Origin of the sequence: Actinomadura nitritigenes (assembly GCF_017573545.1) — a bacterium.
Taxonomy (GTDB): domain Bacteria; phylum Actinomycetota; class Actinomycetes; order Streptosporangiales; family Streptosporangiaceae; genus Spirillospora; species Spirillospora nitritigenes.
This window is the reverse complement of the sequence record NZ_JAGEOK010000013.1, coordinates 211,987-225,403: the sequence shown is the minus strand read 5'-3', so window position 1 is coordinate 225,403 and position 13,417 is coordinate 211,987. Positions and strand designations below refer to the sequence as shown.

At 69.5% G+C, this 13,417-nt stretch carries 12 protein-coding genes; all 12 read left to right on the top strand.

The genetic code is table 11. The features are described 5' to 3' along the window. Positions 1 to 67: 67 nt before the first annotated feature. Positions 68 to 952, top strand: a complete 885-nt coding sequence (locus tag J4557_RS21770) for an SCO4651 family lipoprotein (RefSeq protein ID WP_208268529.1) — start codon at positions 68 to 70, stop codon at positions 950 to 952. A 354-nt stretch (positions 953 to 1,306) separates the two neighbouring features. Then, complete coding sequence (rplJ, locus tag J4557_RS21765) at positions 1,307 to 1,894, top strand: 50S ribosomal protein L10 (RefSeq protein WP_208268528.1); 588 nt, start codon at positions 1,307 to 1,309, stop codon at positions 1,892 to 1,894. A 55-nt stretch (positions 1,895 to 1,949) separates the two neighbouring features. Then, positions 1,950 to 2,342, top strand: coding sequence for a 50S ribosomal protein L7/L12 (gene rplL, locus J4557_RS21760; protein ID WP_208268527.1), 393 nt, complete (start codon positions 1,950 to 1,952; stop codon positions 2,340 to 2,342). A gap of 662 nt (positions 2,343 to 3,004) precedes the next feature. Beyond that, entirely contained in the window at positions 3,005 to 4,123 is a 1,119-nt protein-coding gene (locus J4557_RS21755; RefSeq protein ID WP_307800126.1) for an ABC transporter ATP-binding protein, read from the top strand. Further along, on the top strand, positions 4,123 to 4,974 hold the full coding sequence (locus J4557_RS21750; protein ID WP_243776137.1) for an MlaE family ABC transporter permease: 852 nt from the start codon (positions 4,123 to 4,125) through the stop codon (positions 4,972 to 4,974). Before J4557_RS21755 ends, J4557_RS21750 begins: the two co-directional genes overlap by 1 nt. Continuing rightward, positions 4,974 to 5,822, top strand: a complete 849-nt coding sequence (locus tag J4557_RS21745) for an MlaE family ABC transporter permease (protein ID WP_208268526.1) — start codon at positions 4,974 to 4,976, stop codon at positions 5,820 to 5,822. Before J4557_RS21750 ends, J4557_RS21745 begins: the two co-directional genes overlap by 1 nt. A gap of 7 nt (positions 5,823 to 5,829) precedes the next feature. Then, the gene (locus J4557_RS21740) at positions 5,830 to 7,140 is read left to right on the top strand and encodes an MCE family protein (RefSeq protein ID WP_243776136.1); all 1,311 of its coding nucleotides are present in this window, start codon (positions 5,830 to 5,832) and stop codon (positions 7,138 to 7,140) included. Continuing rightward, the gene (locus J4557_RS21735) at positions 7,137 to 8,168 is read left to right on the top strand and encodes an MCE family protein (RefSeq protein WP_208268525.1); all 1,032 of its coding nucleotides are present in this window, start codon (positions 7,137 to 7,139) and stop codon (positions 8,166 to 8,168) included. Before J4557_RS21740 ends, J4557_RS21735 begins: the two co-directional genes overlap by 4 nt. Further along, positions 8,169 to 9,245 carry an MCE family protein gene (locus J4557_RS21730; RefSeq protein WP_208268524.1) on the top strand — a complete coding sequence of 359 codons (1,077 nt, stop codon included), beginning with the start codon at positions 8,169 to 8,171 and terminating at the stop codon, positions 9,243 to 9,245. After that, entirely contained in the window at positions 9,242 to 10,546 is a 1,305-nt protein-coding gene (locus tag J4557_RS21725) for an MCE family protein (protein WP_307800125.1), read from the top strand. The genes J4557_RS21730 and J4557_RS21725 overlap by 4 nt, the downstream gene beginning before the upstream one ends. Then, the gene (locus J4557_RS21720; RefSeq protein WP_208268523.1) at positions 10,543 to 11,934 is read left to right on the top strand and encodes an MCE family protein; all 1,392 of its coding nucleotides are present in this window, start codon (positions 10,543 to 10,545) and stop codon (positions 11,932 to 11,934) included. The genes J4557_RS21725 and J4557_RS21720 overlap by 4 nt, the downstream gene beginning before the upstream one ends. Then, positions 11,931 to 13,412, top strand: a complete 1,482-nt coding sequence (locus J4557_RS21715; RefSeq protein WP_208268522.1) for an MCE family protein — start codon at positions 11,931 to 11,933, stop codon at positions 13,410 to 13,412. Before J4557_RS21720 ends, J4557_RS21715 begins: the two co-directional genes overlap by 4 nt. Positions 13,413 to 13,417: the final 5 nt, after the last annotated feature.

The following is a 13,417-nucleotide window of genomic DNA, read 5'->3' as shown; positions in this document are numbered from 1 at the left end:
CCTGCGTCTCATAGAGGGTCCGGTCCGAGCGTCCGGGCCTCATGACGCAGACCGAGGAGATGCACCCATGATCCGACGTTTCGCCGCGGGCACGGCGGTCGCCGCCGGCCTCGCCCTCGCGCTGACCGGCTGTCTCGGCGACGCCGGGAACAAGGTGGACGAGGCCGGCAAGAACATCAAGCTGACCGCCGCGGAGGCGCTCGGCAGGACGGCCCAGAAGACCGGGAAGATCGACTCGTTCCAGGCCGACATGTCGATGACGTCGACGGGCTCGCCCACGGGCGACATCACCATGTCCGGGACGATGCAGTACCGGACCAAGCCGGACCTCGCCTTCAGCATGGACTTCGGCAGCATGTCGGTCGGCGGCAGGTCGATGGCCGGCATGAAGGAGGTGCTGGTCGGCCGCACCATCTACATGAAGATCCCGCAGCTGGCGCAGCTCGGCGGCGGCGCGTCCGCCAAGCCCTGGGTGAAGATGTCGCTGGACGAGGTCGGCAAGCGGTCCGGCCTGAACGTCGACCAGCTGCTCCAGCAGTCGCAGCAGATGGACCCGGTGCAGAACACCAAGATGCTGACGGCGTCGAAGGACGCCCGCGAGGTCGGCAAGGAGACGGTGAACGGCGTCCGGACCACCCACTACACCGGCACCTACCGGATGGCGGACGCGGTCGCCAAGCTCCCCGCCGACCAGCGGCAGGCGTACGAGAAGAACCTGGCGAAGTCCGGCATGAACGGCGACATGCACTTCGACCTGTGGGTGGACGGGCAGCAGCTGCCCCGCAAGATGACGATGAAGACCGGCCAGACGGCCGCCGGCGTCATGACGATCACGACCGCCTACCGCGACTTCGGCAAGCCGGTGCAGGTCGCCGCGCCGCCGGCGAGCCAGGTCACCGACTTCAGCTCGCTGCTGAAGGGCCTGGGCAACGGCCTGGCCCCGGGCGCCTGACGGGCGACGAACGACGGAACCAACGACGGCACCGATGACGGAGGGCCGCGCCGGCGGACCGGCGCGGCCCTCCGCGCGGATGCGGCCTCGCGCCGATTTGGCCTCGTGCCGTCCCGGCACGTACTCTGTTGTCTACCGAAGACCGCCGGTCGCCGTTCCGCGAGGGACGGCCGAAGGTCCCGATCCGTTCGGGCGGCCTGCGTAGGTGAGACGAGAGCCTTCCGCTCGGCCTTTCCCGGGCCTGGCATGACGCCCCGTGCACACCTGCGCCGGGGCGTTTTTTGGTGGATCGGCGCCTGACCCGCGAGGGCCGGGCGCGGATCGTGACCACCCAGGTAATCGGAAGGAGGCCACATGGCTAAGGCCGAGAAGGCCGCGGCGATCGCCGAGCTCAAGCACGAGTTCGAGAGCTCCAACGGCGCCGTGCTGACCGAGTACCGCGGGCTGACGGTGGCGCAGCTCAAGGAGCTGCGCACCAACCTCGGCGAGACCGCGAGGTTCGCCGTGGTGAAGAACACGCTGACCATGCGCGCCGCGAACGAGGCCGGTGTCGACGAGCAGTTCCGTGAGCTGCTCGAAGGCCCGTCGGCCATCGCGTTCGTCCGCGGCGACGTGGTCGAGGCCGCCAAGGGCCTGCGTGACTTCGCCAAGGCCAACCCGCTGCTGGTGATCAAGGGCGGCTTCATCGACGGCAAGTCGATGGACGCCTCGGAGATCACCAGGCTCGCGGACCTCGAGTCCCGCGAGGTCCTGCTGGCCAAGCTGGCCGGCGCGATGAAGGGCTCCATGGCCAACGCGGCCGCGCTCTTCAACGCCCTGCCGACGCAGGCGGCCCAGCTCGCCGAGGCGCTGCGCGCCAAGCGCGAGGCCGGCGGCGAGTCCGCCGAGGCCCCCGCCGACGCGCCGGCCGCCGAGGCCGCCGACGAGGCACCCGCCGAATAGGCACCCGCGGTTCCCCTTACACCCCAGATCCTGAAGCCATAGCGGAGGAAACATCATGGCGAAGCTCAGCACCGACGAGCTGCTCGACGCGTTCAAGGAGATGACCCTCCTCGAGCTGTCCGACTTCGTGAAGCAGTTCGAGGACGTCTTCGACGTCAAGGCCGCCGCGCCCGTCGCGGCCGTGGCCGCCGCCCCGGCCGCCGGTGGCGCCGGCGGTGGCGAGGAAGCCGCCGTGCAGGACGAGTTCGACGTCATCCTCGAGGGCGCCGGCGACAAGAAGATCCAGGTCATCAAGGAGGTTCGCAGCCTGACGAGCCTCGGCCTCAAGGAGGCCAAGGACCTGGTCGACGGCGCGCCGAAGCCGCTGCTCGAGAAGGTCAACAAGGAGACGGCCGACAAGGCCAAGGAGGCCCTGGAGAAGGCCGGCGCGACGGTCACCGTCAAGTAAGGCCCTCCGGAGCGTCCCGGAGCCGCGCGGCTCCGCTGCTCTCAAGGCGGCCGTCCCACCCTCGGGTGGGGCGGCCGCCTTTTCGCGTCGGTGGGCTTGTTCGCGTGGGTCCGCCGGTTCGCATTGGCGCGCCTTTTTCGGGTCGGCGGGGGCCGTCCCGACCGGTGCTCGCGCAGGTGAACGAGGTTACGCCCAGGGCCCGGCGCAAGCGCCTTGTCGGGATGGCGCAACAGAGGGCCCGTTCCGTGTGCGTTTCCTGTGGGCGAGTGATAAAGAGCTGGTGAAAAGCGTGTGCCGGGGCGGGTTGTGCGGTAGTCGGCGGGCGGCGTACCGTCCCGTTCTGACGCTGTGGCCACACCCGGCCGCCCTGTCCCGGCCGACGGCTCCAGCGCGCCGCCGCACCCCCTGGCTTGAGGCGCCGGTTCTTGGACCACTAGTCTCATAGGGCACGTAAGTAACGATTGTCTTACGACGTCGGATTTTGCCGCTGATCTGGGGCGGAACCCCTTCCATTTGGACGGGGGGCCGCTACGGTAGTGGCACCCGTCACGGCTACCGGGCGGTAGCAATGGGACGGACACGAGGTGTGACGGGCAGACAGAGCCAGAGTGCTACTCGCTCATTGGTTCGGGATTCCCCCCGGCCTGGACGAAAGGTGACGAGTGGGCGTCGAGATCAGAGTCGAGGGCCTGACCAAATCCTTCGGCCGCCAGGTGATCTGGCAGGACGTGTCGCTGACCATTCCCGCAGGTGAGATCTCCGTTCTTCTGGGCCCGTCCGGTACCGGCAAGTCGGTCTTCCTGAAGTCCCTCGTCGGCCTGCTCAAGCCGAACCGCGGGCACATCTGGATCGGCGACAAGGACCTCCCGTACCTGCCCGAGTCGCAGCTCTACGAGACCCGCAAGCTGTTCGGCGTGCTGTTCCAGGACGGCGCGCTGTTCGGGTCGATGAACCTGTTCGACAACATCGCCTTCCCGCTGCGCGAGCACACCAGGAAGTCCGAGTCCGAGGTCAAGCGCATCGTCCTCGAGAAGATGGACATGGTCGGCCTCCTCGGCGCCGAGTACAAGCTGCCCGGCGAGATCTCCGGCGGTATGAAGAAGCGCGCCGGCCTCGCCCGCGCCCTCGTGCTGGACCCCGAGATCCTGCTGATCGACGAGCCGGACTCCGGCCTCGACCCCGTCCGCACCGCGTTCCTGAACCAGGTGTTCATCGACCTGAACGCGCAGCTCAACGCGACGTTCCTGATCGTCACCCACGACATCAACACCGCCCGCACCATTCCCGACAACATCGGCCTGCTGTACCAGCGGCACCTGGCGATGTTCGGGCCGCGGGAGATGCTGCTGTCCAGCGAGGAGCCGGTCGTCCGGCAGTTCCTCAACGCCAGCAAGATCGGCCCGATCGGCATGTCGGAGGAGAAGGACGCCTCCGAGCTGGAGGCCGAGTCGAGAATGGGCCTGGACTCCGGCAAGCTGCCCCCCATCCCGCCGCAGCAGATGCCCAGCAACGGCATGCTGCGGGCCGGCATGCACGCCCCCGGCGCCTGGTGCGCCGCGCACGGCGTCACGCCGCCGCCCGGGTCGTTCATCGACGACCTCGGCCGCAACTGGGTGGAGGAGTGGCCGCGGTACGTGGCGTCCATGTCCGCCGGCGCGGCCGCCGCCCCGGCGGCCCCGGGCGGACCGCCGCCCGCGGGCCCGCCGCCCGGCGGTCCCGGCGGCCCGGGCATGTTCCCCGGCAGCCCGCCGCCCGGCGCGCCCGGAGGTGCGGCGTACTGATGTCCACTCCTGGTATCGGCGCGGACCAGCGAGGGGGCAGGCGGGCCGGAAGGTCCTCCGGCACGCTCCGCAAGATCGGGGACGGCGCGGCCAACGTCGCGATCAAGGAGCCCGGCCGCTTCTTCGGGATGTGCCTGGACACCGGGTGGCAGCTGTTCCGCCCGCCCTTCCAGTGGCGCGAGTTCATCGAGCAGGCCTGGTTCATCGTCAGCGTCACCGTCGTCCCCACCATGCTGGTCGCCATCCCCTTCGGCGGCGTGCTGTCCCTGCAGGTCGGCGGGCTCATCCGGCAGCTGGGCGCGCAGTCCTACACCGGCGCGACCGCGGTGGTCGCGATCGTCCGCGAGGCCAGCCCGCTGGTCACCTCGCTGCTGGTCGCGGGCGCCGCGGGGTCGGCGATGTGCGCCGACATCGGCTCCCGCAAGATCCGCGAGGAGATCGACGCCATGGAGGTGCTCGGCATCAACCCGCTGCAGCGCCTCGTGGTGCCGCGCACCCTCGCGTGCGCGTTCGTCGCGCTGTTCCTGAACGGCCTGGTGTCGGTGGTCGGCCTTCTCGGCGGCTACTTCTTCAACGTCGTGCTGCAGGACGGCACGCCGGGCGCCTACCTCGCCTCGTTCAACGCGATCGCCCAGCTGCCCGACCTGGTGCAGGCGGAGATCAAGGCGTTCGTGTTCGGCATCACCGCCGGCCTGGTCGCGGCCTACAAGGGCCTGAACGCCAAGGGCGGCCCGAAGGGCGTCGGCGACGCGGTCAACCAGACCGTGGTCATCACCTTCATGCTGCTGTTCGTCGAGAACTTCATCATCTCGGCGCTGTACACCCAGTTCGTCCCGGCGAAGGGCATGTGATGGCGGCCCCAACGAAGGCGGGCAAGGCCGTCGGCCGGGCGATCAGCGGGCCCCTGGACCGGCTGGACGACTTCGGCCACCAGATGTCGTTCTACGTCCGCGCGTTCGCGTGGACGTTCCGGGTGCTGCGCCGGTACCGCGTCGAGGTGCTGCGGCTGCTGGCCGAGGTGAGCCTCGGCACCGGCGGCCTCGCCGTCATCGGCGGCTCGGTGGTGATCGTCGGCTTCATGACGTTCTTCACCGGCAGCCAGGTCGGCCTGGAGGGCTACGAGTCCCTCGACCAGATCGGCACCGCCGCGTTCACCGGCTTCATCGCCTCCTACTTCAACACCCGCGAGATCGCGCCGCTGGTGTCGGCGCTGGCGCTGTCGGCGACCGTCGGCTGCGGGTTCACCGCCCAGCTCGGCGCGATGCGGATCTCCGACGAGATCGACGCGCTCGAGGTGATGGCGGTCCCGTCGATGCCGTTCCTGGTCACCACCCGGATGATCGCCGGAATGGTCGCGGTGATCCCGCTGTACGTGGTGGGCCTCCTCGCCTCCTACGGCGCGACGCGGGTGATCGTGACGATGTTCTACGGCCAGTCGTCCGGCACCTACGACCACTACTTCCATCTGTTCCTGCCGCCGCACGACATCTACTGGTCGTTCGGCAAGGTGATCATCTTCTCGGTGCTGGTGATGCTGATCCACTGCTACTACGGCTACAACGCCAGCGGCGGCCCGGCCGGCGTCGGCATCGCGGTCGGCCGCGCGGTGCGCACCAGCATCGTGGTGATCAACGTGGCGGACCTGCTGCTCGGCATGGCCATCTGGGGCACCAGCACCGGCGTCCGGATCGCGGGGTGACGCGGCCATGAGCGAACGCATGCGCTACCGCGTGCTCGGGCTGTCCATGATCCTCGTGATCGTGCTGCTGCTGGCGCTGACCGTGGCGTTCTACAACAAGTGGTTCACCCCGGTGACGAACGTGAAGGTCGCGACGGAGCGGGCCGGCCTCCAGCTGCTGCCGCACGCGGACGTGAAGGTCCGCGGCATCGTCGTCGGCGAGGTCCGCGGCACGCACGTCTCCGGCGGCGGCGCGACGCTCGACCTCGCGCTGGACCCCGGCAAGGCCAAGCTGATCCCGAACAACGTGCAGGCGCGGCTGCTGCCGAAGACGCTGTTCGGCGAGAAGTACGTCGACCTGGAGATCCCGCAGCAGCCGGGGCCGCAGGGCCTGCGCGCCGGCCAGACGATCCAGCAGGACCGCTCCCAGCAGGCCGTCGAGATCAACAAGGTGCTGGACGACCTGCTGCCCGTCCTCCAGGCGGTGAAGCCGGCCGAGCTGAACACCACCCTGAACGCGCTGGCGACCGCGCTGCAGGGCCGCGGCGACCAGATCGGCCAGGACATCGACGAGGCCAACACGCTGCTGCAGAAGATCAACCCGCAGCTGCCGACGCTGGTGCACGACCTGCACGGCCTCGCCGACGTCTCCGACATCTACGACCAGGCCGCGCCGGACCTCCTCCAGACGCTGCGCAACATCAACGTGACCAGCAGGACGATCACCGACAAGAAGGCGACGATCGAGCAGCTGATCCCGGCGACGACCGCGCTCGCGCAGGACGGCGACGCGTTCATGACGCAGAACGCGCCGAAGATCGTCGGGGTGAACATCGCGAGCCGCACCGGGCTCTCGCTGATCGCCCGGTACTCGCCGTCGCTGCCGTGCGTGCTCGCCGGACTGGTGAAGCTGCGCCCGGAGGCCGAGCGGGTGGCCGGCGGCAACGGGTCCAAGACCTTCAACCTGACCGTCGAGATCGTCAAGCCGCGGCCGGGCTACAAGTACCCGCTGGACCTGCCCGAGGCCAAGGACCAGCGCAACCCGCGCTGCTACGGGCTGCCGAACCCGAAGGTGCCCTCGCCGGACTACCTGGCGCTGGACGGCACCCAGGACGACCTGTGGTGGAAGAACCCCGATGACCCGAACGGCGGCAGCGGCGGCGGCTCGCGCGGCCGCGGCATCTCCGACGTGTTCGTCGACCCGGGCTCGATGAGCGAGAACGACAAGATCAAGAACATCGTGGGGCCGATGACGCGGACCCCGGCCGACGAGGTCTCCGACGTCGCCTCGCTGATGTACGGGCCGCTGCTGCGCGGATCGGTGGTGACGATCAAGTGAGGACGACCAGCGCCGCGATCAAGCTCGGCATCTTCGTGGTGCTCACCGCGCTCGCCACCGGCGTGCTGGCGATGACGATCTCCAACGCCCGGTTCGGGCCGTCCCGCGAGTACAAGGCGATCTTCACCGACGCGACCGGGCTGCTCGACAACGACGACGTGCGCGTCGCGGGCGTCCGGGTCGGCCAGGTGAAGGGCGTCAAGCTCTACCACGGCAACCTGGCCCAGGTGACGTTCAGCATCGAGAAGAACGGCGTTTTCGAGGCGGGGCTGCCGTCGTCCACGCAGGCGCAGATCCGCTACCGCAACCTGATGGGGCAGCGGTACCTGTCGCTGAGCGACGGCGCCGGGCAGGCCAACAGCTACCTCAGGACCGGCGGCACGATCCCGGTCGCGCAGACCCAGCCCGCGCTCGACCTGACCGCGCTGTTCAACGGGTTCCACCCGCTGTTCCAGGCGCTGGAGCCGAAGGACGTCAACACCCTCGCCACCCAGATCATCCAGGTGCTGCAGGGCGAGGGCGGGACGGTCAACAGCCTGCTGTCGCACGTGGCGTCGCTGACCAACACCCTCGCCGACCGCGACCAGGTGATCGGCGACGTGATCGACAACCTGAACACCGTGCTCGGCACGATCGACGACCGGCACCAGCAGGTCGAGCAGCTGATCACCGACCTGCGCGGGTTCGTCAGCGGGGTGTCCGGCGACCGCCAGGCGATCTTCGACTCGGTGTCGGCGATCAACCAGCTGACCGGGACCACCGCGGGCCTGCTGAAGCAGTCCCGGCCGGGGATCAAGAGCGACATCGCCGGGCTGAAGCAGCTCACCGGCACCCTCGACGCCAACAGCGGCCAGCTGAACTCGGCCCTGGAGGGCTCGCCGAGGACGCTGCAGAAGCTGGTCAGCATCTCCCAGTACGGCTCCTGGTTCAACATGTACATCTGCGGCCTCGACGCGCGGGTGCGGCTGCCGGGCGGACCGGTCTACCAGACGCCGGCGATCGTGAACGAGAACGCGAGGTGCAAGTAGATGAGGATCCCGTTCCGGGAGCGCAACCCGGTCCCCATCGCCCTCATCGGCTTCGCGGTGATCATCCTGGCGCTCGTGCTGGCGATGAATCTCGGGAACCTCCCGTTCGTCAACGGCGGCACCACGCACACCGCCACGTTCGCGGAGGCGGCCGGGCTGAAGTCGGGGGAGGAGGTCCGGATCGCCGGCGTCAAGGTCGGCAAGGTCACCGGCCTCGACCTCGACCACGGCCACGTTAAGGTCACCTTCCGGGTGGACGACGGCGTGAGGCTCGGCGACCGCACGCAGGCCGACATCAAGATCAAGACGCTGCTCGGCCAGCACTTCCTCGCGCTGACCCCGAAGGGCACCGGAAAGCTCGGCCGCAACATCCCGCTGGCGGACACCCACACGCCGTTCGAGGTCGTCCCGGCGATCAGCCAGCTGAGCCAGCGCGTCGACCAGATCGACACGGTGCAGCTCGCCAAGTCGTTCGACACCCTGTCGGACACCTTCAGGAACTCCCCGCCGGAGGTGCGGGCGTCCCTGCAGGGGCTGCGCCGGCTGTCGAACACCGTCGCGTCCCGCGACGACCAGCTGCACGAGCTGGCCGGCAAGGCCAAGGACGTCTCGCAGCTGCTGGCCGACCGCAACCAGGACTTCGCCAAGCTCGTCCAGGACGGTGACAAGGTGCTCCAGGCCGTGCAGGCCCGCCGCGCGGTGATCCACCAGCTGCTGGTCAACACGGTCACGCTGTCGCAGCAGGTGAACGCGCTGATCAGCGAGAACCAGGCGCAGCTGAGGCCGATGCTGGACAACCTCACGAAGGTCAACCGGATCCTGCTGAAGAACCAGGACAACCTGGACCGGACGATCCAGCTGTTCGCGCCGTACGCCCGGCAGTTTTCCGACGTCGTCGGTACCGGCCGCTGGTTCGACTCCTACATCCAGAACCTTCTCCCGATCCCCGCCTCGATCCAGGACGCCCCGAAGAGCTCGGGCACCGGGACGGGCGCCACGACCCAGGGCGGCGGCCGGCAGAAGCAGAACGGCCAGACCGGCAACAGCAGCGACAACCCGTTGCCCTTCCTCCCGTGAGCAGGCAGGTCATAGTGCGTAACTCCGCGTTGATACTTCGCCTCGGCGGCGCGATCCTCGCCGTCGCGGTGCTGGCGGCCGCGCTCGTCCTGCTCCTGCAGGAACCCAAGCAGCGGCACATGACGGCCTACTTCACCAAGACCGTCGGCCTGTACAAGGGCGCCGAGGTCCGCATCCTCGGCATCCCCGTCGGCGAGGTCACCAGCGTCAAGCCCGTCGGCGACGCCGTGAAGGTCGAGCTGAAGTGGGACGCCAAGTACAAGGTCCCGGCGGACGCCAAGGCCGTCATCGTCAACCAGACCCTGGTCGCCGACCGGTACATCCAGCTCACCCCCGCCTACACCGGCGGGCCCGTGCTGGCGGACGGCGCGACGCTGACCACCAGCCGCACCCAGATCCCGGTCGAGGTGGACGAGGTCGGCGGCAGCCTGAACGACCTCACCAAGGCGCTCGGCCCGCAGGGCGCGAACGCCACCACCCCCGACAAGCAGCAGGGCTCGCTGTCGCGGCTGCTCCAGGTCGGCGCGCAGAACCTGCAGGGGCAGGGCGAGGACATCCGGCAGACGATCGCCGACACCTCGCAGATGCTGAGCACGCTCAGCACCGACCGCGGCGACATCGCCACGACGATCCGGAACCTGCGGATCATCACCGACACGATGAAGGCCAACGACCAGCAGATCCGGTCGTTCAGCACCCACCTGAACGGGGTGTCCGGCCAGCTGGACGGGGAGAAGGAGGAGCTCAGCGCGGCCCTCAACACCCTCGCCCCGACGCTGCGGAACGTGCAGAAGTTCATCAAGGACAACCGCACCGAGCTGTCGTCGAACGTCCGGCAACTCGCGCAGGTCACCGGCGTGCTGGTCAAGGAGAAGGACGCGCTGGCCGAGGTGCTGACCGCCGGCCCGCTCGCCATCAACAACCTGGCCCGCGCCTACGACCCGATCAGCGGCACCATCCACACCCGCGACAACTTCCGCCAGTTCAACAACCTGGCCGACTGGGTGTGCTCGCTGGCGTACTCGGTCGGGACGCCCGCCAAGCAGTGCCTGGACTTCGTCAAGCCGTACAACGGCATCGGCAAGGCGCTGGCCGGGGTCAGCCTGGACCTGTCCTGGATCACCGCGCTGACCACGCACTACGACCCCGTGCCGATCCCGCCCGACGCCTACGGCCCCGGCGGCCGGAGCGGTTCCACGAGCACGAAGACCTCGAAGACCGCCAAGACGACGAAGACGGGCACGGCGACCGCGCACGACCCGAAGAGCATCACCTCGCTGCTGCCCGGAGGTGCCGGATGAGCAGGACACCCCGCAGGCGCGCCGGGACGGCCGCGCCGTCCGGCACGGCGGCCCAGGGCCGGGCGCCGGTCAAGGGCACAGCGCCGGTCGAGGGCCGGGCGCCGCTCCGGCGCGGCAGGCTGGTCGGCGCCGCCGTCCTCGCGGGCGTCACGGCGCTGTCGGGCTGCTCGTTCAACGGCGTCTCGTCGCTGCCGCTGCCCGGCGGCCCCGACCTCGGCTCCCACCCCCGCACGGTGAAGATCGAGTTCGCGAACGTGCTGGACCTGGTGCCGCAGTCGGTGGTCAAGGTCAACGACGTGTCGGTCGGCAAGGTCACGAAGGTCGACCTGGCCGGCGGCAGCGCCGGCTGGCACGCCGTCGTCACCGTCAAGGTCCGCGGCGACGTGAACCTGCCGGACAACGCCCACGCGACGATCAGCCAGACGAGCCTCCTCGGCGAGAAGTTCGTCCAGCTCGAGCCGCCGACCACCGAGCCGCCGACCGGGCGGCTCGGCTCCGGCGACGTCATCCCGCTGTCGCGCACCGGCCAGGGCACCGAGATCGAAGAGGTGCTGTCGGCGATGTCGCTGCTGCTGAACGGCGGCGGCATCCAGCAGGTCGCGACGATCAGCCACGAGCTGCAGGCCGCGATGAGCGGCCGGGAGGGCTCGATCCGCGCGGTGCTGCAGCGGGTCGACACCTTCGCCGGGACGCTGGACACCAACCGCGCCGCGATCACCCGGGCGCTGGACAGCCTCGACCGCCTCACCGGCAAGCTGTCCGACGAGCGCAAGACGATCAGCGACACCATCGACGAGACCGGCCCGGCGATCACGATCCTCAAGCGCAACCGGGCCGACCTCACGAAGATGCTGGTCGCGCTGAACAAGCTCAGCCGCACCACCACCGACGTGATCGACAAGTCGCAGGCCAACTTCGTGGCGAACCTGAAGGACCTGAACAAGATCCTCGCCAACCTCAACAAGGCCGGCTCCGACCTGCCGAACGCGCTGCAGTCGCTGATCACCTTCCCGTTCCCGCCGACCTTCGCCAACGTCATCCAGGGCGACTACGGCAACGTGAAGCTCACCGTCGACCTGGACTTCAACGACCTCGCCCAGAACCTGCTCGGCGGCACCGACCTGGAGAACCAGATCGGCAGCGGCAAGCAGATGCGCAACATGCTGCAGGTGCCCAACGTGACCCTTCCCGACTCGCCGCTCGGCTCGCTGCCGCAGTCGTCCGGCGGCGGCGCCGGCGGGCTGCCCGGCCTGCCCGGCGCGACCACGCCCACGCCGACGCCGACCAAGGGCGCGAAGACGAGGGGCTCCGGCGGCTCGAAGACCGGCGCGCTGCCCCCGGCCTCGGGTGACGACGGTCTGCGGACCCTGATGGGGGGCCTCTGGTGATCCTCAAGCGCGGCGTCATCGTCCAGCTGATCGCCTTCGCGGTGATCACGATCGTCGGCGTGACGATCGTCCTGGTGAACTACATCGGCGTCGGTCGGCAGGTCCTCGGCAAGCAGTACACCGCCTACGTCGACCTCACCGACTCCGGCGGCGTGTTCACCAACGCCGAGGTCACCTACCGCGGCGTCCCCGTCGGCCGGGTCGGGCCGATGTCGCTCACCAAGGACGGCATCAAGGTCAAGCTGCAGCTCGACCGCGGCAAGCGCATCCCGCGCGACGGCACCAAGGCGATCGTCGCGAACCGGTCCGCGGTCGGCGAGCAGTACATCGACCTCGAGCCCAGCAAGAGGACCGGCCCCTACCTCGACCAGGGCGAGCCGTACACGATCCCGGCGAACATGACCACGCTCCCGGTGCGCACCGAGGAGCTGCTCCGCAACGTCGACCAGCTCGTCGGGTCGGTGAACACCAAGGACCTCGGCACGATCGTCGACGAGCTGGGCCGGGCGTTCAACGGCTCCGCGTCGGACCTGCAGTCGATCCTGGACGACACGCACCGGCTGCTGGAGACCGCGAACCAGGCGTACCCGGACACCAAGCAGCTCCTCGACAACAGCGTGACGGTGCTGGACACCCAGCGCAGCGAGGCCGCGAACATCCGCGGCTTCGCCCGCAACCTCAACGACTTCACCGCCTCGCTCCGCAAGGACGACCCGGCCCTGCGCCAGACGATCGACAACGCCCCGGGCGCCGTCGACCAGACCCACAAGGCCATCGACCAGCTCGCCCCGACGCTGCCGACGCTGCTGGCGAACCTGTCCACCACCGGGCAGGTCATCACGTCCCGGCAGGCGGGCCTGCGGTCGCTGTTCATCCTCTACCCGGTCGAGGTGGCGGGCGCGTTCACCGTCACCCCCGGCGACGGCACCCAGCACCTCGGCCTCGACCTGAACATCAGCTCGCCGCCCGCGTGCACCAAGGGCTACGAGGGCGTGAAGCACCGCTGGCCGCAGGACACCTCGCTGCGCAACCCGCCGCTGAACATCGGCTGCAAGGCCCCGCACGACTCGTCCACCGCCGTGCGCGGCGCCCGCAACTTCCCCAAGGACGAGCTCTCGCCCGTCCCGGTGCTGCCCCCGGGCGCCACCGCGGGCGCGGGGTTCCCGGCCGGCGGCGCGTCCGGGACGGGCTCGGACGCGGGCTCCGGCTCCGGCTCGTCCGAGGCGAAGGGCAAGGGCAAGAGCTCGGGCGACGGCGGGACGGCCGCGGCCGCGGCGGCCCCGACGGGCCAGCTGTCGAATGGTCGGCTGTACCTGTCGTATCCGGCCAATTCAGTGGAATTCGCTGGATACGATCCGTCGACGGGCGCGCTCTACGGCCCGGACGGCAAGAAGTACGTCATGCCGCGGACCGCCGGCAACCGTGAGTTGGGAGATTCCTCGTGGAAGTGGCTCATGCTCGGACCCCTGAGCCAGTGAGGCGG

What these genes read in the sequence shown, in the direction of transcription:
- rplL (WP_208268527.1), top strand. Translation starts at nt 1,950, where the DNA reads ATGGCGAAGCTCAGCACCGACGAGCTGCTCGACGCGTTCAAGGAGATG.
- J4557_RS21750 (WP_243776137.1), top strand. Translation starts at nt 4,123, where the DNA reads ATGTCCACTCCTGGTATCGGCGCGGACCAGCGAGGGGGCAGGCGGGCC.
- J4557_RS21720 (WP_208268523.1), top strand. Translation starts at nt 10,543, where the DNA reads ATGAGCAGGACACCCCGCAGGCGCGCCGGGACGGCCGCGCCGTCCGGC.
- J4557_RS21730 (WP_208268524.1), top strand. Translation starts at nt 8,169, where the DNA reads ATGAGGATCCCGTTCCGGGAGCGCAACCCGGTCCCCATCGCCCTCATC.
- J4557_RS21740 (WP_243776136.1), top strand. Translation starts at nt 5,830, where the DNA reads ATGAGCGAACGCATGCGCTACCGCGTGCTCGGGCTGTCCATGATCCTC.
- J4557_RS21745 (WP_208268526.1), top strand. Translation starts at nt 4,974, where the DNA reads ATGGCGGCCCCAACGAAGGCGGGCAAGGCCGTCGGCCGGGCGATCAGC.
- rplJ (WP_208268528.1), top strand. Translation starts at nt 1,307, where the DNA reads ATGGCTAAGGCCGAGAAGGCCGCGGCGATCGCCGAGCTCAAGCACGAG.
- J4557_RS21770 (WP_208268529.1), top strand. Translation starts at nt 68, where the DNA reads ATGATCCGACGTTTCGCCGCGGGCACGGCGGTCGCCGCCGGCCTCGCC.